Origin of the sequence: Rhizobium sp. BK619 (genome assembly GCF_014195245.1) — a bacterium.
Lineage (GTDB): Bacteria > Pseudomonadota > Alphaproteobacteria > Rhizobiales > Rhizobiaceae > Rhizobium > Rhizobium acidisoli.
The window spans coordinates 250,929-274,094 of sequence record NZ_JACIBH010000007.1 but is presented as its reverse complement, the minus strand read 5'-3'; the positions used below and the strand labels follow the sequence as shown (position 1 = coordinate 274,094).

General features: G+C 61.5%; 22 protein-coding genes. 13 read left to right on the top strand and 9 right to left on the bottom strand.

Translation table 11 applies throughout. From position 1 onward, the window contains the following. Nucleotides 1-17: 17 nt before the first annotated feature. On the bottom strand, nucleotides 18-911 hold the full coding sequence (locus tag FHX14_RS15540; protein WP_184377707.1) for a LysR family transcriptional regulator: 894 nt from the start codon (nucleotides 909-911) through the stop codon (nucleotides 18-20). 528 nt (nucleotides 912-1,439) lie between these two features. Between FHX14_RS15540 and odc2 the strand changes: the two genes are divergently transcribed. From odc2 to FHX14_RS15520, 4 genes are all read left to right on the top strand, one after another. Beyond that, nucleotides 1,440-2,573, top strand: a complete 1,134-nt coding sequence (gene odc2 / locus FHX14_RS15535) for an ornithine/lysine decarboxylase (RefSeq protein ID WP_038691369.1) — start codon at nucleotides 1,440-1,442, stop codon at nucleotides 2,571-2,573. Between the two features lie 94 nt (nucleotides 2,574-2,667). Beyond that, entirely contained in the window at nucleotides 2,668-3,258 is a 591-nt protein-coding gene (locus FHX14_RS15530; RefSeq protein WP_184377706.1) for an N-acetyltransferase, read from the top strand. A 216-nt stretch (nucleotides 3,259-3,474) separates the two neighbouring features. Next, nucleotides 3,475-4,503 carry a serine hydrolase gene (locus FHX14_RS15525; RefSeq protein WP_184377759.1) on the top strand — a complete coding sequence of 343 codons (1,029 nt, stop codon included), beginning with the start codon at nucleotides 3,475-3,477 and terminating at the stop codon, nucleotides 4,501-4,503. 90 nt (nucleotides 4,504-4,593) lie between these two features. Then, nucleotides 4,594-5,751: a GGDEF domain-containing protein gene (locus FHX14_RS15520; protein ID WP_184377705.1), complete on the top strand. Its 1,158-nt coding sequence runs from the start codon at nucleotides 4,594-4,596 to the stop codon at nucleotides 5,749-5,751. 62 nt (nucleotides 5,752-5,813) lie between these two features. Here FHX14_RS15520 and cysE read toward each other — a convergent pair whose 3' ends face one another. The 5 genes from cysE to FHX14_RS15495 form a co-directional block, all read right to left on the bottom strand. Then, on the bottom strand, nucleotides 5,814-6,632 hold the full coding sequence (gene cysE, locus FHX14_RS15515) for a serine O-acetyltransferase (RefSeq protein WP_003590232.1): 819 nt from the start codon (nucleotides 6,630-6,632) through the stop codon (nucleotides 5,814-5,816). Nucleotides 6,633-6,738: 106 nt separating this feature from the next. Continuing rightward, nucleotides 6,739-7,185, bottom strand: a complete 447-nt coding sequence (locus FHX14_RS15510; protein ID WP_184377758.1) for a GNAT family N-acetyltransferase — start codon at nucleotides 7,183-7,185, stop codon at nucleotides 6,739-6,741. Between the two features lie 64 nt (nucleotides 7,186-7,249). Beyond that, nucleotides 7,250-8,239, bottom strand: a complete 990-nt coding sequence (locus FHX14_RS15505) for a WD40 repeat domain-containing protein (protein ID WP_003590234.1) — start codon at nucleotides 8,237-8,239, stop codon at nucleotides 7,250-7,252. Then, nucleotides 8,239-9,327, bottom strand: a complete 1,089-nt coding sequence (locus FHX14_RS15500; RefSeq protein ID WP_003590235.1) for a GTP-binding protein — start codon at nucleotides 9,325-9,327, stop codon at nucleotides 8,239-8,241. Before FHX14_RS15500 ends, FHX14_RS15505 begins: the two co-directional genes overlap by 1 nt. A 146-nt stretch (nucleotides 9,328-9,473) precedes the next feature. Beyond that, on the bottom strand, nucleotides 9,474-10,262 hold the full coding sequence (locus FHX14_RS15495) for a creatininase family protein (RefSeq protein WP_184377704.1): 789 nt from the start codon (nucleotides 10,260-10,262) through the stop codon (nucleotides 9,474-9,476). 85 nt (nucleotides 10,263-10,347) lie between these two features. Here FHX14_RS15495 and FHX14_RS15490 point away from each other — a divergent pair, with 85 nt between their 5' ends. The 3 genes from FHX14_RS15490 (at nucleotide 10,348) to FHX14_RS15480 (ending at nucleotide 12,988) form a co-directional block, all read left to right on the top strand. Further along, nucleotides 10,348-10,860 (top strand): MarR family transcriptional regulator, encoded by a 513-nt coding sequence (locus tag FHX14_RS15490; protein ID WP_179612194.1) that lies wholly within the window; start codon nucleotides 10,348-10,350, stop codon nucleotides 10,858-10,860. Between the two features lie 120 nt (nucleotides 10,861-10,980). Beyond that, the gene (locus FHX14_RS15485; RefSeq protein WP_003590238.1) at nucleotides 10,981-12,003 is read left to right on the top strand and encodes a LacI family DNA-binding transcriptional regulator; all 1,023 of its coding nucleotides are present in this window, start codon (nucleotides 10,981-10,983) and stop codon (nucleotides 12,001-12,003) included. A 28-nt stretch (nucleotides 12,004-12,031) separates the two neighbouring features. After that, the gene (locus FHX14_RS15480; protein ID WP_184377703.1) at nucleotides 12,032-12,988 is read left to right on the top strand and encodes a 2-hydroxyacid dehydrogenase; all 957 of its coding nucleotides are present in this window, start codon (nucleotides 12,032-12,034) and stop codon (nucleotides 12,986-12,988) included. 15 nt (nucleotides 12,989-13,003) lie between these two features. Here FHX14_RS15480 and FHX14_RS15475 read toward each other — a convergent pair whose 3' ends face one another. Beyond that, on the bottom strand, nucleotides 13,004-13,783 hold the full coding sequence (locus tag FHX14_RS15475) for a gamma-glutamyl-gamma-aminobutyrate hydrolase family protein (RefSeq protein ID WP_183696968.1): 780 nt from the start codon (nucleotides 13,781-13,783) through the stop codon (nucleotides 13,004-13,006). Nucleotides 13,784-14,075: 292 nt separating this feature from the next. Between FHX14_RS15475 and FHX14_RS15470 the strand changes: the two genes are divergently transcribed. After that, on the top strand, nucleotides 14,076-15,182 hold the full coding sequence (locus FHX14_RS15470; protein WP_003590245.1) for a TRAP transporter substrate-binding protein: 1,107 nt from the start codon (nucleotides 14,076-14,078) through the stop codon (nucleotides 15,180-15,182). Nucleotides 15,183-15,269: 87 nt separating this feature from the next. Here the strand turns inward: FHX14_RS15470 and FHX14_RS15465 are convergent, their stop codons facing one another. Together FHX14_RS15465 and FHX14_RS15460 are read right to left on the bottom strand one after the other, a co-directional pair. Further along, on the bottom strand, nucleotides 15,270-16,760 hold the full coding sequence (locus tag FHX14_RS15465) for a TRAP transporter large permease subunit (protein ID WP_012558968.1): 1,491 nt from the start codon (nucleotides 16,758-16,760) through the stop codon (nucleotides 15,270-15,272). A 20-nt stretch (nucleotides 16,761-16,780) separates the two neighbouring features. Then, nucleotides 16,781-17,320: a TRAP transporter small permease subunit gene (locus tag FHX14_RS15460; RefSeq protein WP_003590247.1), complete on the bottom strand. Its 540-nt coding sequence runs from the start codon at nucleotides 17,318-17,320 to the stop codon at nucleotides 16,781-16,783. 327 nt (nucleotides 17,321-17,647) lie between these two features. Here FHX14_RS15460 and FHX14_RS15455 point away from each other — a divergent pair, with 327 nt between their 5' ends. From FHX14_RS15455 to FHX14_RS15435, 5 genes are all read left to right on the top strand, one after another. After that, nucleotides 17,648-19,951, top strand: a complete 2,304-nt coding sequence (locus FHX14_RS15455) for an EAL domain-containing protein (RefSeq protein WP_003590248.1) — start codon at nucleotides 17,648-17,650, stop codon at nucleotides 19,949-19,951. A gap of 143 nt (nucleotides 19,952-20,094) precedes the next feature. Further along, complete coding sequence (locus tag FHX14_RS15450; protein WP_012558965.1) at nucleotides 20,095-20,847, top strand: hypothetical protein; 753 nt, start codon at nucleotides 20,095-20,097, stop codon at nucleotides 20,845-20,847. Nucleotides 20,848-21,186: 339 nt separating this feature from the next. Continuing rightward, entirely contained in the window at nucleotides 21,187-21,411 is a 225-nt protein-coding gene (locus tag FHX14_RS15445) for an aa3-type cytochrome c oxidase subunit IV (RefSeq protein ID WP_003590250.1), read from the top strand. Between the two features lie 203 nt (nucleotides 21,412-21,614). After that, a complete protein-coding gene (locus FHX14_RS15440) occupies nucleotides 21,615-22,763 on the top strand; it encodes a Re/Si-specific NAD(P)(+) transhydrogenase subunit alpha (RefSeq protein ID WP_184377702.1) in 1,149 nt (382 codons plus the stop codon). Beyond that, a complete protein-coding gene (locus FHX14_RS15435) occupies nucleotides 22,763-23,161 on the top strand; it encodes a proton-translocating transhydrogenase family protein (protein WP_003590253.1) in 399 nt (132 codons plus the stop codon). The genes FHX14_RS15440 and FHX14_RS15435 overlap by 1 nt, the downstream gene beginning before the upstream one ends. Nucleotides 23,162-23,166 lie beyond the last annotated feature (5 nt).

Here is a 23,166-nt window from a genome sequence, read left to right as displayed (position 1 = left end):
CAGCCGCAAGAGCGGCGCTACGGATGTTTCTTGAACCAGTTGTTGAGATAATCGACGAAGATCCTCACCTTGGCCGGCAGATAGCGGCGGTGCGGATAGACGGCATAGATGCCGCGGTCGGTCGGGAGATAATCGTTGAACAGCGTCACCAGCTCGCCGCTCTCGATCGGCTTGCGGGCGATGAAATCAGGGATGAGGGCGATGCCGATGCCGGCAAGCGCCGCGCGCAAAGTCGCATGCGGACTGTTGACCTCCATCGGGCCCGAGACGGCGACGGTGAATGAGGTGTTGTCGGGATTGTGGAAGCGGATGCTCGCCTGGGTGCGCGAATTGGTGTCGACGATGAAGGGGACGTTGGAAATGTCGCTCGGATGGGCAAGATCCGGATGGCGTTCGAGAAAATCGGGGGTGACGCAGAGATGGACGCGAAAATCGGAGATTTTGCGGGCGATCATGCCGGAATCTTCGAGCTTGCTGATGCGGATCGCCACGTCGAAGCCTTCCTCGATCAGATCGACAAACCGGTCGTCGGCGGCGATCTCCAGCGAAAGATCCGGGTTCTCCCTGGAGAAATCGATCAGCGACTGGCCGACATCGGCATCGACGAAAGTGCGGGGCACGGATATGCGCAGCCGTCCCTTCAGCTGCGCATTGTTTTCGCGCACCAAGTCGGCAAGGTTGTCGATCTCCTTGAGTATATCCGAGGCGCTGCGGTAATAGGTGTGGCCGGCCTCGGTCATGGAGAACTGCCGGGTGGTGCGGTTGAGCAGCAGGGCGCCGAGTTCATCTTCCAATTCGCGCACATATTTGGAGAGCAGCGCCTTGGAGCGGCCGGTGCGCCTGGCGGCGGCGGAAAAGCCTTCGGCCTCGACGACATCGATGAAGGCGCGTATGCGGGTCAAGGTATCCATGGCCATCCCTTAAACTGTTTCGGAATGTTGAACAAATCCGCACTTCCCGTTCAATTATTTTTTTGACCCGGAGATCAAAAAAACGCTTGATTATGAAGGCGAATATTCTTATTTCCACCTCAGCCCAAAGTCGCACGTGCCCATGGGTGTCCGCCGAACCCTCGAATTGGTGAGGAAATCGGTAAGGTACCTGGAATTAACCCCTCCAGTCGCTATTCCGGCCAACCGGAAAATGCGAGGACGCCTGAAGCAACGACGGTGCGGGCCTTTTTGTTCTCTCCCTGCTTTCCATCAGCGGGGGTTACTGAAGAGGCACACCATCATTGCCGGAAGTGCGGTTGGGATTCTCCCTCCAATCCATGGCAGACAAAGCCGAACTTACACCGCATCGCGGCGTTGGTTCACTATCCGCGCATCGAGCGCTTGCTATGGTTCCGGGGTCTCCACCGGCTGGTTCCAATGCGAGTTCTCGTATGCCCTTTGTCCTCCGGTTGATGCCGGAGCTCTGGAATTGGAAGAGGGAACGATATGACCACTCAGCGCATCCGCGACTTTCTCGCAACCCGACGTCCCGACGGTCCGTGCCTCGTGGTTGACCTCGACGTGGTTCGCGACAATTTCCACGCCTTCCGTCACGCAATGCCGGACAGCGCCATCTACTATGCGGTCAAGGCCAACCCGGCTCCGGAAGTGCTGAAGCTGCTTGCAGGCCTCGGCTCCAATTTCGATTGCGCATCCGTTGCCGAAATCGAAATGGCGCTCGAAGCCGGTGCAACCGCCGCCCGCATCTCCTTTGGCAACACCATCAAGAAGGAACGTGACGTTGCCCGCGCGCATGCGCTCGGCGTCAGCCTCTTTGCAGTCGACAGCCACGAGGAAGTCGAGAAGATCTCGCGTGCCGCTCCCGGCGCCCGCGTCTTCTGCCGCGTGCTGACGGATGGCGAAGGCGCTGAATGGCCACTGTCGCGCAAGTTCGGCTGCGTTCCGCAGATGGCTGTCGATGTTCTCGTCTACGCCCACCAGCTCGGCCTGCAGTCCTACGGCGTCTCGTTTCATGTCGGTTCGCAGATGACCAAGGTCGATGCCTGGGATTCGGCGCTTGCCGATGCCAAGCGCGTCTTCGTCTCGCTTGCCAAGCAGGGTATCCACCTGCAGATGGTCAACATGGGCGGCGGCTTCCCGACCAAGTATCTGCGCGACGTTCCGTCCGCAGAAGCTTACGGCAAGTCGATCTACCAGGCGCTGCGCACGCATTTCGGCAACCAGATCCCGCAGACGATCATCGAGCCGGGCCGCGGCATGGTCGGCAATGCCGGCGTCATCAAGGCGGAAGTCGTGCTGATTTCGAAGAAGTCGGACAATGACGATGCGCGCTGGGTATTCCTCGACATCGGAAAGTTCGGCGGTCTCGCCGAAACGATGGACGAAGCCATCCGCTATCCGATCCGCACGGAGCACGACGGCGACGAGATGGAGCCCTGCGTCATCGCCGGCCCGACCTGCGATTCGGCCGACGTGCTCTACGAGAAGAACCTCTATCCGCTGCCGATCTCCCTTTCGATCGGCGACGAGGTCCTGATCGAAGGCACCGGCGCCTATACGACGACCTATTCGGCGGTCGCTTTCAACGGTTTCGAGCCGCTGAAGGCCTACGTCATCTGAGGTCGTTTCCGCCGGCCCCGTAACCAGCCGGGGCGGCAATTTCACAATTTTCCTTCATCGCCGCTGATAACGGTATTGGGTACGGGAGGCCAAGATGGCCGCTGTTCTTGATTCTGTCCGCGCATTCTTTGCGCCTACCACTTTCGCCATCGACGCCGAAAATCCGTCGGACGTCGTCGCCCGTGAAAACCTGCTCGACCGGGTCATGGGCGCAGGCCGCCGCAAGAAGTCGTCGGAGAAGATCCGCCGCAACCGTGTTCCGGCCGAGGGGCTGGCGCTGGTGGCGCGCGATCGCGACGGCCATGTCATCGGCTCGGTACGGCTCTGGAACATCGAGGCCGGCGTCAATGACGAGGGCACGCCGATCGATGCGCTGCTGCTTGGCCCGCTCGCCGTTGCGCCGCATCACGGCGGCAAGGGCATCGGCTCGGCGCTGATGCGCGCGGCGATCCTCGAAGCCAAGAAACGCGGGCATGGCGCCGTCCTGCTCGTCGGCGACGCCGCGTATTACGAGCGTTTCGGCTTTTTTGCCGAAAAGGCTCGCCATCTTGTCATGCCGGGCCCGTTCGAACGCTCGCGCTTTCTGGCGCTCGAGCTCACGGAAGGCTGGCTTGACGGCGCGGCCGGCATGATCGTCCCCTCGGGACGCATGCTGGCCGGCGCGCCGCTTCGCCGCGCAGCCTAGCAATCGGCCGGCCGGGGTTGAACGTCCTTACCCCGGCCGGCAATATCCGCGCTGCTTGACCATGGAGGCAGGCGGGCCTGCCGTGGTTGCGGCGCGGATTGTTTTTTCGGGTACCGCGTGGGCTCACCGGGATGCCCCACGCATTGAGCAACACAATCGCGTGAAATGCACCGCCGGCCCGCGAACATGCCGGGCTGATATCCTATCTTGCGCCGCATGATCCGCGTTCTCTCCCTTCTGCTTCTCTTCAGTTTGCCGCTTGCGGCAGCTGCGCCGGTGGCTGCCCAGAGCGTAGCCCGCACCTTCACTGGGCTTAATCCCCTTTTCGATCAGGCGGCTGATGACCCGGCGTTGCGGCCTCTCAAGACGGTGATCGTCGCGCGCGGCGGACGGGTGCTTGCCGAGCGCGGCTTCCACGGCCATTCGCCGTCGGAATCGACCAATATCAAATCCGTTTCGAAGTCGGTCATTTCGGCGCTGGTCGGCATTGCCATCGGCAGGGGCCTGCTGGCGGGGCCTGATCAGAAGATCGCGCCGATCCTGAAGGCCGATCTCCCCGCGGCGCCGGATCCGCGCATCAACGATATCACCATCGGTCATCTTCTCTCGATGCAGGCCGGGCTCGATCGCATGTCGGGCCCGAATTACGGCCGCTGGGTCTCCTCGCGCAACTGGGTGCGTTTTGCGCTCTCCCAGCCTTTCGTCGATCAGCCCGGCGGCGAGATGCTCTATTCCACCGCATCCACGCATCTGCTGTCGGCCATTCTCACGAAGGTGAGCCGGCGGTCGACGCTGGCGCTGGCGCATGAATGGCTCGGCCCGGTCGACGGTTTCCGCATCGGCGCATGGGAGCGCGATCCGCAGGGCATCTATCTCGGTGGGAATCAGATGGCGATGAGCGCCCGGTCTCTGCTTGCCTTCGGCGAACTCTACCGCAATGGAGGGCGCACTCGGGAAGGCGAGCAGGTGGTGCCTGCCGACTGGATTTCCCAGTCGTGGCAGCACCATACCAACTCGCATTTCTCCGGCGACGAATATGGCTATGGCTGGTTCACCCGGCAGATCGGCGGTGAGCAGGTGCATTTCGCCTGGGGTTATGGCGGGCAGATGCTCTACATCGTGCCGTCGCTGGATCTGACTGTCGTCATGACCTCGGAGGAAGGCGGTCCCTCGGCCCGAAACGGATACCGGGACCTGTTGCACGCCCTGCTGGCCGATATCATCGGCACGGTGCGAGCCGCATGAAAAACCGCTGATCGTTAAACTTCTAGCGAAGCCCCCAATCAAACCGCAAAACGCTTGCTGTATGTTCCGCGAGAATTTCGGGAAGACGTCATGCTGTTGGATCTCAGGACGATCTATTTCATTGTGGCCGTGAGCTGCTTCGTGCTTGGTATTCTCCAGCTCGCAGCCTATGCGACCGGCCGCTTCGAGAGATGGCCGCTCTGGTGGGGCCTGAGCAACCTGCTTGTCGGCGTCGGTTCGTTCCTCGTCGCGCTGCGCAATCTCGTTCCCTATTCGGTCTCGGTCGACGGCGGCAATATCGTGACCATTGCCGGCTACATGCTGATGTTCTTCGCCGTGCGGGTCTTTGCCGGCCGGGCCCTCGACCAGCGCTATTTCTGGCTTGCCATCCTTCTCGTCAGCGTGCCTGTCGCACTTATTGTCAGCGATCCCTCGGCGGTGTCGGCGAGACTTCTCTATGTCTCCGTCATCTGCTGCCTCTGCGATCTTGCCGTCGCAAGGGAGGCAATCGATATTGCCCGGCGCGAGAAGCTGTATTCGGCAGTCCTGCTCGTCGGCCTCTATGTCTGCACTGCGATGATCTTTGCGGTGCGCAGCATTCTTGCCGCGACCGGCGAGATCGGCGGGCCGGATCCTTTCGGCGGCAATGTGGTCCATAGCTGGATGGCGGTATCGGCGGTCGCGTTCATCATGCTGCGCAGCATGGCTATGGTGCTGATGGCCGCCGAGCGCAGCCGAAATCAGCTGACCGAACTCGCCCACCACGATCCGCTGACCGGCGCGCTCAATCGCGGCGGCCTTGCTCAGCATCTGCCCACTCTCGGTTCCCAGCCGATATCGCTGCTCATCATCGATATCGACCATTTCAAGCAGCTGAACGACCGGCATGGCCATGCGAGCGGCGACGATATCCTGCGGCTTTTCGCCAGTGTTTCGAGAAGCATTATGGGCTCGAACGATCTGCTCGCCCGTCAGGGCGGCGACGAGTTCCTGGTGGTGCTGAAGAATGTTTTCGGGCAGGATGCGGTGGCGATTGCCGAGCGCATCCGTCTCGCCTTCGCCGCCGCCGTTCTGCATCAGCCGGATCTGGCCGTCTTTCCGACGCTGAGCATCGGTGTTGCCATGCGTGGGGAAACCGGCGGAGATTTTGGACAGCTGATAAAGAAGGCGGATGAGGCGCTTTATCGTTCGAAGCGCGAAGGCCGCAACCGGGTCGAAGCCTTTGGAGAAAATCAGCAGGCCGCGTAGCACGGGGTTTATTTGACGCAATTCCGGACGCAAAACCGCTTCACGCTTTTGCTGGCATTGCTCTAAATATTCTGGTCCATCGTCTCAGCGGGGATTTCGTCGGCGCGGTGGACGCGCACCAGCGTTGCCGGCACGCCGGCGACCGTGCAATGTTCGGGAACCGGCTTCAGCACGACGCTGCCGGCGGCAATCTTGCTGAAGGCGCCGATTTCGATATTGCCGAGGATCTTGGCGCCGGCGCCGATCATCACGCCATGGCGGATTTTCGGATGGCGGTCGCCGGTTTCCTTGCCGGTGCCGCCAAGCGTGACATTCTGCAGGATCGATACTTCATCCTCGATCACCGCCGTTTCGCCGATGACGATGCCCGAGCCGTGGTCGAGCATGATGGAAGCGCCGATCCGTGCGGCCGGATGAATATCCGGGCCGAAGACCAGCGAGGCGAGATTGGCGAGCCAGGTGGCGATTTCCGGGCGGCCGGCGTTCCAGAGCGCGTGGGCGATGCGGTGTGTCTGCAGCGCATGAAACCCCTTGAGGTTCAGGAGCGCATGAAGAAACGTCGTGCAGGCCGGGTCGCGTTGGCGCACGGCGACGAGATCGGCCTCGATCGCCCGCATGATATCGTCGTTGAGTGTGGACAGGATCAGATCGAACAGATCGCCTGTTTCCACCTGCGTCGCAGCAAGCCGCGCGGCGAGCACGCGGGCGATGATCCCCCTGTTGCCGGAGGTGGCCGTTATCTGAGCGGCGAGCAGGTGCTGCAGGATCGGTTCGCGCGCGGCAAGCTCGAGTGCCTCGGCGCGGATCACCGCCCAGACGAATGCATTGTCCGGGGACTGCGGCTGTTGCTCGGCCAGACCAAGGCCGGTGGATTTCGGCATTCCCGTTTCCTCTGTCGGCGACTGCGCAGTCATGTCTGCGCGGGATTCATGTTTCGCCCCGGTAGAGCATTTGGCAAGCCCGATATCTCCGGCTTGACCGCCTGTTTTAACCGCTTGACGGGTGCGGGCCGGGCGTCAGCTCCGGAAGCCGGCGCCAATGATAGCGTATATCCGGCTCTTTTTCCTCGTTGTCGGCGCCGTCTGTCTCTTCCTCGGCGGAAAAACCGTGCCGCTCGTAGAAGGCACGGGCGCCGATATTGCGCTGGAACGTCCATAGGCTGATTTCATCCATCTCTTCCTTGGCGCAGCCAAGAAGCAGGGAGCCGATACCGGTGCCCTGGAAATCGGGGAGAACATAAAGCTGTTCTATCCAGTCGTCGCCATAGGCGATGACGCCGACCAGCCGATTTCCCATGGCAGCACCGAGGATCCTGCAGTTCGGCAGAAGATGCATGCGCCAGTACTGCTCTTCTTCACCGGGCGTATGCAGTTTCGGCAGCCACGGCAACCGCTGCCAAAGCGCCTCACGCCTGATCTCTGCGGCCGCCTGCATGTGGTCGGCGCCGAGCGCCACGATTTCCGCTTCCGTCACGATGTCGTCCTGGCCGGCAAATGGCTCAAGCCGAAATATCGATGACGCCGCAATCGCCGGCTTCCGAGGCGAAGGCGAGCAGCTTGCCGTTTTTGCTCCAGCTCATCGCCGTGATCGCGCCTTTGCCGGGGCGGCGCAGCAGCGCCTCCTTGCTGTCGGCGATGCGCACGGCGAGGATCATGCCGTCGATGAAGCCGATGGCGAGGATATCTTCGAGCGGATGGAATTTCACCGCGGTCGCCATGATGTTGGCGCGCGTGCCGAGCTCGAGCGGCGCCTTGCCCATCGGCCCGTCCTTGCCCTGGAAGGGCCAGACGATGGCCGCAGGCGCGCCCGACGAGGCGAGCCATTTGCCCTTGACCGACCAGGAGAGCGATTTCACCTTGGAGGGGTAGCCGGTCATGCGCATATGGCGGGCTTCAGCGCCGGGCTTGCTGTCGAGTTTCCAGCCGTGCAGCGCGTTTTCCTGCATCGAGGTGACGAGGAAATTGCCATCGGGCGAGAAGGTGACGCCGGTATGCGCACCCTTCCATTCGAGGTCAATGGGCTTGGCGTTCATGCCGATCCAATGCAGCGACACGCCGTTATAGCGCGCGGCTGCGATGCGCAGGCCCTTCGGCGCGAAGGCAAGGCCTTCGACCGTGCGTTCCTCGGCAAATTCCTTGGTCGTGCCGTCGGCAAGGCGCACGAGCGAACTCTTGCCGTAGGAATAGGCAATGGCGCCTTGCGGGCCGGCCGCAACCTGCGAGATCCACTTGCGTGGTGCAGTAGCGAGCTCGCTGACGCTGCCGTCGGCTGCAATGCGCAGGACCTTGCCGTCCTCGCCGCCCGAGATCAGGCTCTCGCTATAGGGATCGCGGATGGCGGTGAGCATGCCCTGATGGGCTTCGCAAACCCTGTCGCCGCCGTCCAGCCGGTGAAACGTGCCGCTGGCGTTTGCGAAGAAGGGGACATCACCTAAAAATTCGACGGCCAGAACGTGGCCGTCGAGATCAAGCGGTGCAACTGTCGGCATCAGGCGGCTGCCTCGCAGGCCTTGAAGGAGGCTTCGAGCTTTTCGCGGTCGAGATCACGGCCGATGAAGACGAGACGGCTCTCGTGCTTTTCGTCCTCCTTCCACGGCCGCTGATGATCGCCCTCGATGATCATGTGCACGCCCTGGACGACATAACGCTCGGGATCGTCCTTGAAGGCGATGATGCCCTTGAGGCGCAGAATGTTCGGTCCCTGCGTCTGGGTGACCTTCTGGATCCAGGGGAAGAAGCGCTCCGGGTTCATCTGACCGCCGCGCAGCGATACCGACTGCACCGTGACATCATGGATCGCCGACATGGCGCCGTGGTGATGATGCTCGTGCCCGTGGTGATCATGGTCATGGTCATGGTCATGATGGTGGTGGTCGTGATCGCAATCCGGGCCGCAGACATGGTCGTCATGGCCGTGCTCCAGGAAATGCGGATCGTTTTCCAGTGCGCGTTCCAGGTTGAAGGCGCCCTGATCGAGCACGCGGGCAAGGTCGACGCCGGAACGGCTGGTCTTATAGACGCGCGCAGCCGGATTGATGGCGCGGACGATGTCGTCGATCACATCCAGTTCTTCCGGGGTGACCAGGTCGCTCTTGTTGATGATGACGACGTCCGCGAAGGCGATCTGGTCTTCGGCCTCGCGGCTGTCCTTCAGGCGTAGCGGCAGGTGCTTGGCGTCGACGAGCGCGATGACGGCGTCGAGTTCGGTCTTGGCACGCACATCATCGTCCATGAAGAAGGTCTGGGCGACCGGCACCGGATCGGCAAGGCCGGTGGTTTCGACGATGATGCCGTCGAAGCGGCCGGGACGGCGCATCAGGCCTTCGACGACGCGGATCAGGTCGCCGCGCACCGTGCAACAGACGCAGCCATTGTTCATCTCGTAGATCTCTTCGTCGGACTCGACGATCAGGTCGTTGTCGATGCCGATCTCGCCGAACTCATTGACGATGACCGCATATTTCTTGCCGTGGTTTTCGGAAAGGATACGGTTGAGCAACGTCGTTTTGCCGGCGCCGAGATAACCGGTGAGCACGGTGACGGGAATGGGCTTCTGCGTGGAGATCGCGTCGGTCATGAGAACCTCTAGGATTAGGCGTGCGGCCGAGCGGTTTGGATCGGCTGCTTGAACGGTTGGTCTCATATAATGGCATGGGCGCGGCAGTTCAAAGGGTTTTATAATGTTATAAGATCACATCGTCTGCGCCGCTTAGATGCCTATCTTCACCGGAACTGTGTGATGTCGAAGGCGTCGACGTCCTCGAGCAATTCCACCAATCCCTTCACTGCATGGGCAATCAGCGCTTCGCCCTTTTCCGCCGTCGCCGCCGCGGCGTTGCCTGCCGCGCCCTGCGGGTTGAGATCCGACATCTTCCAGCCGAAGGCGTGCGGCCCGTAGGCGCGCAGATGTTTGAAGCGCCCGGCAAATTCGCTCTGCCGGGAGGAGAAGTCCGCCGCCTTCGCCATATCGACCTTGTCGGGATGAAGCGCCAGCATTACCGAGGTCTCGATATCGCCGCCATGGATGTCGATCGCCTTTTCCTCAGGCGGGATCACGCCATCCGGCAAACCGAAGCGGGTCCAGCTCGTCGCCACCGCCAGCATGGCGAAGCGGATCCGCGCCTCGGTGGCGACGATGGTCATCAGGGGCGAATTGCCGCCATGGGCGTTTAGCATTACCAGTTTACGGATATCCTGCTCCGCCAGCCGCTCGGCGATGCCGAGCCAGCGGTTGACCGCTTCGTCGAAGGCGAGCGTCTTCGTTCCTTCAACATCCATATGCTCTATGGAATAGCCGACAGATTCGGCGGGCAGGAAGGTGACCGACAGGCCGGCTGGTAAGGCCGCCTTCAATCGTTCGGCGACGCCTTCGGCAATCAGGGTGTCGGTTTCGAAGGGCAGGTGCGGGCCGTGCTGTTCGTGAGCGCCGAGCGGCAGCACGGCGATCGGGCGGCGCCCGCCGCGGGCAGAAACCGGGTCGCTGTCGTCGAAGCGGGGCGAAGGCGTCATCATCCGGTCGTTGCCTCTTGTTTATGACGAGATCCTGGGCAATGTCATATCGCAGCGGCGCCAGCGCTTAAAGATCAAAGGGATGGCTATGGGAAAGAAGCATAAGGACGGCAAGAAGAACAAGTCCAAGAAGAAGGATCAGACCGAGTATACGCTCGTCGACCTTTCGCCGGCGCTGACCCAGGCGGCCCGTTCCATGCGCACGGTGCTCTCGCGCAACCTGCTCGAAAGCGGCCTCTATGCCGGCCAGGACGGTGTCATCCTCTCGCTTGCCGAGAGCGACGGCATGACGGCCGGCGGGCTTGCCCAGAAACTCGGCGTCAAGGCGCCGACGATGACGCGCACGATCGGCCGCATGGAGGCGCAGGGTTTTCTCGAGCGCAAGCCCGATGCCGAGGATGCGCGCCTGACCAAGGTCTATCTCACCGAGCTCGGGCGCGGCAGCGTGCAGGGGATAGAAATGGCGGCCTCGGCCTGCGACAGGCTGGCGACGCAGGCATTCTCCGAAAAGGAAATCCGCAATCTCGTCCGACTGCTGAAGGCGATCGACGGCAATCTGCAGGCCGAAGCCCTGCACATCGACGAACCGGACGAAGACTGAATTTTCCCTGAAAGACGAATTGCTTCCGCCGGTTAAATCTTTTAATTAAACATTTTAAGGGGACCGCGCCGGTTAGCCGGCGTGGTCTTGCTGTCTTGCGTGCTGCCTGGAGGAGGACACGTGGTCCAGAAGATCAAGCTTTCGACAATTGCCGAAACACTCGGCATTTCAACGGCGACGGTATCGCTTGCCTTACGCGACAGTCCGCTCGTCGCCGGCAATACCCGGGAAAAGATCAAGGAACAGGCGCGCGCGCTCGGTTACATCTACAATCGCCGCGCCGCCAGCCTTCGCACCTCGCGCTCGGGCATCATCGGCGTCGTCGTGCACGACATCATGAACCCGTTTTACGGGGAAATCCTGAAGGCGATCGAAAGCGAGCTCGATCGCAGCCGCCACACCTTCATCCTTTCCAACCATTACGACAATGTCGAAAAGCAGCGCACCTTCATCGAGACGCTTCTGCAGCTCGGCGGCGACGGCGTCATCATGTCGCCGGCGATCGGCACGCCGCCTGAGGACGTGCAACTGGCCGAAGAAAACGGCATGCCGGCGATCCTGGTTGCCCGTTCGATGGAGGGCCAGGACCTGCCGACCTATCGCGGCGACGACAGCTACGGCATCTCGCTTGCCACCAACCATCTGATCGGCCTCGGCCACCGCTCGATCGCCATGATCGGCGGCACGGACCAGACATCCACCGGCCGCGACCGCTACCAGGGTTACGTCAACGCGCTGCGCAAGGCCGGCATCGAGGTCGATCCGAACCTGCGCATTCCCGGCCCGCGCTCGAAACAGGGCGGCTTCGAGGCGGCGGTGCATTTCCTCTCGCTGCCGCAGAAGCCGACCGCGGCCGTCTGCTGGAACGATCTCGTGGCGATCGGGTTGATGAACGGGATTGCCCGTGCCGGCCTGGTGCCGGGACGCGATATTTCCGTCACCGGTTACGACGATCTCGAGGAGGCGTCGATCGCCACGCCAGCGCTGACGACCGTCTGGAACGGCCAGACAGAGGTCGGGCGCCTGGCCGCCCGCGCACTGCTCGATCGGCTTGCCGGCAGTCACGAGCCCGACGGCATGCATCTGATCAAACCGGAAATGCGCATCCGCCAGTCCACCAGCCCCCATCGGCCCCGTGCCTGAACCAAGACCGCATCCAAGAGGAAAAGCCATGTCCCGCATCGCCATTCTCGTTCCCGGGAAGATACACGAGCGCGTTCTCGAAAGGCTGAAGGATCGTTTTGATATCATCGCCGTGGCGCGCGAGGAAAGGCTTGCGCTCGACGCCGAGACGGCCGGCCGCATCCGCGGCGTCGCCGTCTCCGGCGCTTTCCCGGGTGCCTGGATGGATCAGTTGCCGCATGCCGAGGTGATTGCCAGTTTCGGCGTCGGCTATGACGGCATGGATGTGAAGCGGGCCGCCGAAAAGGGCATTGTCGTCACCAATACGCCTGATGTGCTGAACGACGAAGTCGCCGATACGGCGATTGGTCTGCTGCTGAACACGATCCGCGAATTGCCGCGGGCCGAAGCCTGGCTGCGCGCCGGCAACTGGAAGCCGGGCGCGACCTATCCGCTGTCGCGCTTCTCGCTCAAGGGGCGCCATATCGGGCTTTATGGCCTTGGCCGCATCGGGCTTGAGATCGCCAAGCGGCTGGAGCCGTTCAAGGTGAAGATCAGCTATCACACGCGCTCGCGTCATGCCGATGCACCCTATGATTATCACCCGACGCTGAAGGGGCTGGCGGAAGCGGTGGATACGCTGATCGCCATCGTTCCGAAGACGCCGCAGACGCATAAGACGATCGATGCCGATATTCTGGCAGCCCTTGGTCCTGAGGGCATTCTCGTCAATGTCGGCCGCGGCTGGACGGTGGACGAGGAGGCGCTGAGTGCAGCCCTTGCTTCCGGTGCGCTCGGCGCGGCCGGTCTCGACGTCTTCTATGACGAGCCGACCGTGCCGGCCGGCCTGCTGGAACCGGCCAATGCGGTGCTCCTGCCGCACGTCGCCTCCGCCTCGGTGCCGACCCGCAACGCCATGGCCGATCTCGTCGCCGACAATCTCATCGCCTGGTTCGAGAAAGGGACCGCGCTGACGCCGGTGCCGGAGACGCCGCAGAAGGCCTAGCGACTGTGCGCCCCGTCAGGCGATCGCCTGCGCGGGGGTGATTGGCAGCTTGCTGGCGGCGTAGGTGCGGACGGCCTCGCCGAAAGCTTGAAAGAGCTGGTTCGAAGGCTTGTCGGTTTCGGCCCAGTATTCCGGATGCCATTGCACGCCGACGGCGAAGGCTTTGGCGTCGATGACGGAGACGGCTTCCACGGTGCCGTCTTCGGCGATCGCTTCCACCTGCAGGCGCGGGGCGGTCCTGGCAATCGCCTGCCGATGCAGGGAATTCACGCGGACCTCGCCGGGGCCGAGAATGCTTGCGATGCAGGAGCCTTCCTTGACGTGGACGCTTTGACGAATGGCATACATGCCGTCGCGGTCGACGCCGTCCGGCCGGCGATGGTCCCAAATGCCGGGCTGCTCCTGGATCTCGCTTGCCAGCGAACCGCCGAGCGCGACGTTCAGCTCCTGGATGCCGCGGCAGATGGCGAGCAGCGGGATGGCGCGGTCGAGGGCGCGGCGGATCAGCGGCAGGCTGGTGGCGTCGCGGGCGGGGTCGAAGGGGCCGTCCTTGTCATTGGCCTCGGCACCGTAGAGCGAGGGGTGCACGTTGCTGGCCGAGCCGGAAACCAGGAGGCCGTCGACGCGGTCGAGGATCGCGTCGGTATCGTAGCCTGCCTCGAAAGCCGGGATGATGAAGGCCATGACGCCGGCCGCATTCAAGGCCGCACGCAGATATTGATGCTGCACGGCATGCCAGGTTGCGCCGTCAAAGCTGCGGATATCGGCAGGAATGGCAACGATCGGTTTCGTCATATCAACCCCGGTAAAAATCTTTCTGCACAGCGTTTCTGGCGCCAGAACGGCCCTTAAGTCAACGCTTGGCTGTGTCAGGTGGCCAAAATACGGCCGAAGCGGCCCCGTGGCTCCGGCTTTGCTACTAAGCCGCTGATTTTGATGGGTGCACTCGCATTCCCTTGTTGCCGGTTTGATGCCAAAGGCTAATAGACTAAAGCTTGAATCGCGGCCCCTGCCATGCTTAGGTTTGCGCCGGCTGCGGGTGGGGTGAAGATTGGCCGCGCAGTGCCATCCATACGGGAGGTTTTTGATGGATCGTCGTTCGTTTTTCAAGAAGGCGGGAACCGCCAGCGCCGGCGCGGTCGCCGCAACGGCATTGGCAGCGCCTGCGATCGCGCAGGAGAATCCGAAGATCGCGTGGCGCATGACGTCGTCGTTTCCGAAGAGCTTGGATACGATCTATGGCGGCGCCGAGGACATCGCCAAGCATGTCGCCGCTGCGACAGACGGCAATTTCACGATCCAGCCTTTTGCGGCCGGTGAAATCGTGCCTGGCCTGCAGGCCGTTGATGCGGTGGCCGCCGGCACGGTCGAGGCCGCCCACACGACCTCCTATTATTTCGTCGGCAAGGACCCGACCTACGCCATCGGAACGGCCATTCCGTTTGGCCTCAACAGCCGCCTGACCAATGCCTGGTTTTACGAGGGCAACGGCAACAAGCTGATGAATGAATTTTATGCCACACAGGGCATGTATGCGCTGCCTGCCGGCAATACCGGTGCGCAGATGGGCGGCTGGTTCCGCAAGGAAATCAATACGCTCGATGACCTCAAGGGCGTCAAGATGCGCATTGCCGGTCTTGCCGGCCGGGTCATGGAGAAGGTCGGCGTCATCCCGCAGCAGATTGCCGGCGGCGACATCTATCCGGCGCTGGAAAAAGGCACGATCGATGCGGCGGAATTCGTCGGCCCCTATGACGACCTGAAGCTCGGCTTCCACAAGGTGGCGAAGTACTACTACTATCCGGGCTGGTGGGAAGGCGGCCCGACCGTGCATGGTTTCTTCAACCTTGAAAAATGGAGCAGCCTGCCGAAGCATTATCAGGCCGCACTCACCGATGCCTGCGCCTTCGCAAACACCAACATGCTGGCAAAGTACGACTCCAAGAATCCGACGGCGCTGAAGCAGCTCGTTGCAGAAGGTGCGACGCTGCGCCCCTTCAGCCAGGAAATCATGGAAGCCTGCTTTCAGGCGGCGACCGGCATCTACAGCGAAATCTCCGGCACCAACCAGTATTTCAAGAAGATCTACGACGACCAGACCGCCTTCAAGCGGGACGCCTATCTCTGGATGCAGCTTTCGGAATACACTTTCGATACGTTCATGATGATCCAGCAGCGGGCCGGAAAGCTCTGAAGGCTTCCATCGGCACACGACGCCAACGCATAACAAAACCCCGGATCGCTTGATCCGGGGTTTTGTTTTGCCCTGTTATTGGCGGGGTTATTTGGCCGGTGGCGGCGGCGCTCCCGGCAAGCCGAGTGGGGGCAGGGTCAGGCCGGGGATCTGCGGCGAGCCGTTGCCGCCGCCGCCAATCGGGGGAAGGCCGAGCTGGCCGCCGAAGCCCGGGACTTCGATCTTGATCGAGTTCGGATCGACCTTCGGGCCGTGATCCAGCCAATAGGTCACCGATTGCGGCCAGAAGATCACGATCGCCACCAGGATCAGCTGCATGCCGACCCAGGGGAGAGCGCCCATGTAGATATCCGAGGTCTTGACGTCCTTGCTGGCGATCGAGCGCAGGTAGAACAGCGCGAAGCCGAAGGGCGGGTGCATGAAGCTCGTCTGCATGTTGACGCAGATCAGGACGCCGAACCAGATGAGGTCGATGCCGAGATGCGAGGCGACGGGGGCGAGCATCGGGATGACGATGAAAGCGATCTCGAAGAAGTCGAGGAAGAAGGCGAGCACGAAGATGAAGATATTGACGAAGATCAGGAAGCCGACCGTGCCGCCGGGAATGCCCGACAGCATGTGCTCGATCCAGCGCGAGCCGTCCATGCCCTGGAAGACCAGACTGAAACAGGTGGAGCCGATCAGGATCATCACCACCATGGATGTGATGTGAGTGGTCGATGTCATCGCCTCGCGGATCAGCGGCCAGGTCAGGCGGCGATTCATGGCGGCGAGCGCCATGGCGCCGACGACACCAAGCGCACCGGCTTCCGTCGGCGTTGCAAGGCCCATGAAGATCGTGCCGAGCACCAGGAAAATCAGCACGATCGAGGGCACCATGCCCATCAGCACTCTGGCGAGAAGCGCCCAGTTGAAGTCGCCGCGCACTTCCTTCGGCAGCGGCGGCATCGATTTCGGCCGGATGATCGACAACACCAGGATGAAGAGCACGAAGATCGACACCTGCAGGATCGAGGGGCCGATCGCGCCGAGATACATGTCGCCGACCGACCTGCCGAGCTGGTCGGCAAGAACGACGAGCACGAGAGAAGGCGGGATCACCTGGGTGATGGTGCCGGAGGCGGCGATGACGCCGGTGGCAAGGCGCGGGCTATAGCCGTAGCGCAGCATGATCGGCAGCGAGATCACGCCCATGGTGATGACGGACGCGGCCACCGTGCCGGTGATGGCGCCGAGGACCGCGCCGACGAGGATGACGGCGTAGGCGAGGCCGCCGGGTATGCCGCCGAAGAGTTTGCCGGTGCCTTCGAGCAGGTCCTCGGCCAGCCCGCAGCGCTCCAGCACCGCCCCCATGAAGGTGAAGAAGGGGATGGCGAGCAGCAGGTCGTTGGAAAGGATGCCGAAGAAGCGCAGCGGCAGCGCCTGCAGGAAGACTTCGCCGAAATGGCCGGTGATGATGCCGATGATGCCGAAAAACAGGCCGACCGCGGCCAGCGAGAAGGCGACCGGAAAGCCGTAGAGCATGAAGATGATCATGCCCAGGAACATCGCCGGCGGGATGATGCCGAAATCAAACAACTGTATTCTCCCAGCCCGCGTTACTGCAGCGGCTTTTCATATGTCATGTCGATCTTGAGGTGGCCGGTCAGGGCGGCGATCCGCTTGATCAGCTCGGAAACGCCCTGAAGGGAGAGCAATGCGAAACCGGCGACGAGGATCAGCTTGACGGGCCAGCGGATCAGCCCGCCGGCATTGCCCGATATTTCTCCCTGCTGGTAGGACAGCGTGAAGAAGGGCCAGCAGAGCCAAGTGAGGAAGATGCAAACCGGGATCAGAAAGACGATGAGGCCGAAGATGTCGATCCAGATCTTCGCTTTGTCGGAAACCGCACCATAGATCAGATCGACGCGGACATGCTCGTTGTTGCGCAATGCATGCGAGGCGCCGAGCATGACGACGAAGGCGAAGAGATACCATTGGATCTCGAGCCAGCCGTTCGAACTGTAGTTGAAGGCGTAGCGGACGATGGCGTTTCCGGCGCTGATCAGACAGCAGAACAGCACCATATATTCGGAAAGTTTGCCCATGATCCGACTGACCGAATCGATCAGCCGGCTTGCCGCCAGAAGTCCCGACATTGGTTTCCCTTGTTCTTGTCCTGCCGTTTTCCCGGCAGCTTTCCCTCTTGCAATCGATGTAGACCACGGCCTTGGAAATTGGAAGGATAAATGCCTCGCCTTGGAGTATAGTCTTAGATGCGCGGACCGAGCCGTGTGACCATATAATAATTAGACAACCCTGGCGTGGATAAAAAACTTCAATAATCTCGCCAAGAGGCTGCATTGACGCGTGTAAGCTGTAGGGTTCATCCTCTGGTTTTAGAAAATTTGACCAAATGTTTGATTCCATTGAAATCAATTTTTAAAGGGTTGGGCTTAGAATTCCCGCGCACAGGGAAAGTGTGGATGAAGCCAGATAACCCGAACAGGGTCCCTTTAGATGTGTATCTGTCGTTTGTGAGTTCCCTTTCCGGGAACCGCATGACGCTTTTTGTTGGCGTGATCGTGCATATCGCTACGTGCCTTGCCGTGGCCGCCAAAACGCAATCCGCCGTCTATATTCCGCTGTCGATTGCCTTCCTTCTGGTTTTCAGCATTCGCATGGCCATCTTCCGGCGGTTCGATCAGGTCGACAAGGAGAGCTTGTCGCATGCCGGAATCGAGCGTTGGGAGCGGATTATGGTTGCCAGTGGGGCCTGCACCACCGCCCTGCTTGGCTTTGCCAGCGGCTACGCCATCTTCGTCGTCCACGATTCCTTTGCCGAACTTGCCTGCATTTCCGTCACCATGGCGACCATGGTTTCGGTCGTCGGCCGCAACTACGGCTCGCGCTTCGCAGTCGATCTCCAGACGTTCTTCTGCTGCCTGCCGATGATCGTCTGCAGCCTGCTGGCGATGGATTTATATCGCGGCCTGCTGTCGATCTTCCTCATCCCCTTCTGGCTGACGACGCGGGCGATGGCGAACGGCGTGCGCGAGTTCCTTTATGAGAATGTCATCGCGCGCCGGGAAATCACCATCATCGCCGACCGTTTCGATACGGCGCTGAACAACATGCCGCATGGCCTGGTCATGGTCGATGTCGAAAACCGGATCCAGGTGGTCAACCGCAAGGCCTGCGAGCTTCTGAAGATCGGCGCGCCGGAGCGGCTGAAGGACCGCGACCTCGGCGCCGTGCTGCGCTACGGCGCGCGCTACAGCTTCATGGACGCCTCGCAGCCGGAGCTCATCCTGCGCCAGCTCACCCAGGTCGCCGAAGGCAACCTGTCGCGCACGCTCGTTCATTTTCCCGAGGGCCTGTCTCTGGAATTCTCCGCCAGCCGAAGGGCCGATGGCGGCGCCGTACTGATCTTCGAGGACGTGTCGAGCCGTGTGAAGGCGGAGCAGAAGATCATGCACATGGTCCGCTTCGATGCGCTGACCGGTCTGCCGAACCGGGAATATTTCGGGCAGCTGGTGCAGGATTATCTCGCCAAACATCAAAGGAAGTCCGGGCCGCTCGGCTTCATGGTTCTCGATATCGACGAGTTCAAACATGTCAACGACATGCGCGGCCATGTCACCGGCGACCATCTGCTCTGTGCTATCGCCGCCCGCATCAAGCAGGCCTCCGGCAATGCCATTCTCGGCCGGCTGATGGGCGACCAGTTCATCTTGTTCTTCCCGCATGCGAAGGAGCCGGCCTCGCTCGACATCGAGATCCGCCGTGTGCACGCGGCGATCCAGGGTCACTATGAGGTCGACGAGCTGACCTTCCTCGTTTCGCTCAGCGCCGGCTACGCCATCCTCGAAAGCACCGCCTTCGCGATGGACGAGTGGAGCGTCAAGGCGGATCTTGCCCTGTTCGAAAGCAAGTCGCGCTTCAAGGGCGGCATATCCGGTTTCGAGCGGGAGATGGATGGCCGCTACATCGAGCAGCAGAAGCTGAAGGCGGATCTGCGCGAGGCGGTTTCGGCCCAGGCGCTGCATCTGGTCTTCCAGCCGATGTTCCGGGCCGACGGTTCCCGCATCGAATGCGCCGAGGCGTTGGCGCGCTGGGTGCATCCGGAGAAGGGCTCGATCCCGCCCGATGTCTTCATCCGGCTCGCCGAAGATATGGGCATCATCTCCGACATCACCCGCTTCGTCCTGTTCAAGGCCTGCAGCGAATGCATGAACTGGCCGGACCATATCGCCGTCTCGGTCAACCTCTCGGCGCGGGACCTCAGGGATGCCGACATCCTTAAGGTGGTCGCCGACGCGCTTGCCCATTCCGGCCTCGACGCGGCGCGGCTGCATCTCGAAGTCACAGAAAGCTGCCTGATCGACGAGCCGGCAGCCGTGCGCGCCATCCTGGCGGAACTCAGGGCCCGCGGCATCACCATCGCCATCGACGATTTCGGGACCGGCTTCTCCAGTCTGAGCTATCTCGACACGCTGCCGCTTGATATCGTCAAGATCGACCGCTCCTTCGTCCGCAATATCGTCGAGGATACCCGCCGCCTCAAGCTGTTGCGCGGCACGGTTCATCTCGCCCGCGAACTGGGGCTGAAGATCGTCATCGAGGGTGTCGAGACCGAAGAGCAGCTCGCCCTGCTCAACAAACACCGCAGCACCGATCTGGTGCAGGGCTATGTTTTCTCTCAGCCGGTGCCTTCCCAGAATATCCCGCTCTTGCAGCAGGGCATCGGCCGCCGCCCCGTCCAGCGCCGACGCAACAAGGTCGCCTGAGCGCTCCGCTACGGCCGCTTTTCCGCTGACAATCCTCCACGCCGTTAACCTTAATACTTTATAAACGGCCCGAATTATCGGATTTCCTTGCCTAAATCTCACCGGCATATGATTAATGATCCGTTAACGAGCGGATCGAGAGAATGTCAGAGACACTGTTCAAGCGTAGCGATTTCGGCGCGAAAATTTTGGAAGTTTTGGACCATGTCGAGTATCGCCGCGTCGAAAGCAGCGAAGACATGGAGCAGGTAGAACGCCTGCGCTACAAGGCCTACAAGGCCCACGACGCGTTGTCGCTTGCCCCGGGAGGCTTACTGGACGATGTCGATTTCGACAGCCATGCCTATATCTTCGGCCTGTATTATTATGGTGAACTGATCAGTACGATCCGAATTCACTATGTGACGCCGGAACATCGTATAAGCCGGTCCGGAGAGGCCTTTCCCGAGGAGATGGATGAGCTTTTGGATGCCGGGCTGACCTTGATCGACCCGGCGCGTTTCGCGGCCGATCCAGAGCTCACCGCCGATCTGCCCTGGGTTCCCTATCTGACGCTGCGGCCGACCATCGTTGCGGCAGCGTATTTCAGGGCGGACCGCGTTCTTCAGTCCGTCCGGCCCCCACATGCCGCCTTCTACAAGCGGGTTTTCTATGCCGATACCATTGTGCCCGGCCGACTGGTGGAGAGTTACGGGGTTGACGTGACGCTGATGGCGACGAATGTGATCGAGGTCGGGCGCAAGCTGCTGACGCGTTATCCCTTCTTCATCTCCAGCGCCAGCGAGCAGCGCATGATGTTTTCGCGCAATCCCAACGACACATTGCCGCCGCTGACCATCATTCCGACGGCGCGCTTCGTGCCGCAAGGCGAACTCGGCACTGACTTGCCGCTCTGATTTCTGTTCTTTCACCGAGAGAGCATCAAAGTGAAAACAAATGAGGGGCGGCGACACTATCCGCAGTCGTCGCCACTCATGCGTTTTTCGCCTAGGAATAGGTGGTTTTGAAGCCTAAAGCGCGTCACATCAAATCCGATTCATGCGACGCGCTTTAGCCCTATGTCTTATGCATGTCGTTCTCCCGAACCGCTGCACACGTCCGGGCGACATGCATTGGCTACGGCATTCTCATGGATTGCGCTTTCGCCTGTCATTGTGTAATTCCTGCAAGCAGGGATATCCCTCGCCAGCCGAGGGAATCAGGCAGCGCAGAGGCATTTCAGGGAGACGATATTTATGGCTGAACATCATACCGGACCGGTCGAGACCGGCGCGCCGATGGATTACAAAGAACATGAAAAGACCTACGACATGTTCATCACCGCCACCAAATACGGCTCGATGCTTCTCATCGTCCTCCTGCTTGCGATGACCGCTGGTTTCTTCGGCGGCGCTGGCCTTCTCGGCGGCCTCCTCGTCTTCATCATTCTACTCGCTGTCGGCGTCTTCCTGTTCCGCTGAGCGCGGCACAGGGGAGGGCTTCGCCGAAGCTTTGTGACTGAAGCGCGTCGCGATCTTTCAGATTGGCTCTTCGCGATTCAGGTCTTTATTTTCTCGCATATCGTTATCGCAGGACTGCCGGACAGTTTTGCGCGACATGCTTTAGGTGCTTGGCCTGCGCAGGGAAGCCTGCGGCGGTCTGGCTGACCCGGAGGAGGGGGCAGTTGGGCAATATCGTTTTCGTTGCAAGGGAAATTGCGGGCGAGGAGACGCGTGTCGCGGCCTCCGCCGAGACCGTGAAAAAAATGAAAAGTTTCGGCTTCGACGTCGTCGTCGAAGCCGGTGCCGGTGCGGCGTCGCGCCTTCCGGACAGAGAGTTCGAGGCCGCCGGCGCCAGGATCGGTACTTCTGCCGATGCAGCCTCCGCCGACGTGGTGCTGAAGGTGCGCCGCCCGAGCGAACAGGAAATCGCAGGCTATAAAAGCGGCGCCGTGGTCATCGCCATCATGGATCCCTATGGCAATGACGAAGCGATCGCGGCTCTTGCCAGCGCCGGTCTTTCGGCTTTCGCGATGGAACTGATGCCGCGCATTACCCGCGCCCAGTCCATGGATGTGCTTTCATCCCAGGCCAATCTTGCCGGCTATCAGGCTGTCATCGAGGCGGCGGCGGTTTATGACCGCGCCATGCCGATGATGATGACGGCTGCCGGCACCGTGCCGGCCGCCAAGGTCTTCGTCATGGGCGCCGGTGTCGCCGGTCTTCAGGCGATCGCCACGGCGCGGCGCCTGGGTGCTGCGGTTTCGGCCACCGATGTGCGCCCGGCCGCCAAGGAGCAGGTCGCCTCGCTCGGCGCCAAGTTCATCGCCGTCGAGGACGAGGAGTTCAAGGCGGCGGAAACGGCCGGCGGTTACGCCAAGGAAATGTCCGCCGACTATCAGGCGAAGCAGGCAGCGCTGGTGGCCGAACATATCGCCAAGCAGGATATCGTTATCACCACGGCGCTGATCCCCGGCCGCGCCGCACCGCGGCTCGTTTCGCGCGCCATGCTCGCCGCGATGAAGCCGGGTGCGGTCGCGGTCGATCTCGCGGTCGAGCGCGGCGGCAATATCGAGGGCGTCGTTGCCGGCGAGATCGCCGATGTCGATGGCGTCAAGGTGATCGGTTTTGCCAACATGGCGGGCCGGGTCGCGGCCAGCGCCTCGGCACTCTACGCCAAGAACCTCGTCACCTTCCTCGAGACCATGGTCAACAAGGAGAGCCGGAGCGTTGTCGTCAACCTCGACGACGAACTCGTCAAGGCGACGATGCTGACCTATGCCGGCGATGTGGTGCATCCCGCCTTCGGCGGCGCGAAGAAGGGAGATCTCTGATGGCCAGTGAAGCAATGGACAAAGCGCTGGAGCAGCTCGACCAGGCGGTCACCGCCGTCGTCACAGCGGCGGCCCATGCGCCGGAAGCGGCCAGTGCTGCGACAGGCGGGGCGATCGATCCCTTCGTCTTCCAGCTGGCGATCTTCGTCCTGTCGATCTTCGTCGGTTATTACGTCGTGTGGTCGGTGACGCCGGCGCTGCATACGCCGCTGATGGCCGTCACCAATGCGATCTCCTCCGTCATCGTCGTCGGCGCGCTTCTGGCAGTCGGCATCTCGACAAGCGGGCTTGCGACCGGCTTCGGCTTCGTCGCCCTCGTGCTCGTCTCGGTGAACATTTTCGGCGGCTTCCTGGTGACGCAGCGAATGCTCTCGATGTACCGCAAGAAAGACCGGTGAGGAAC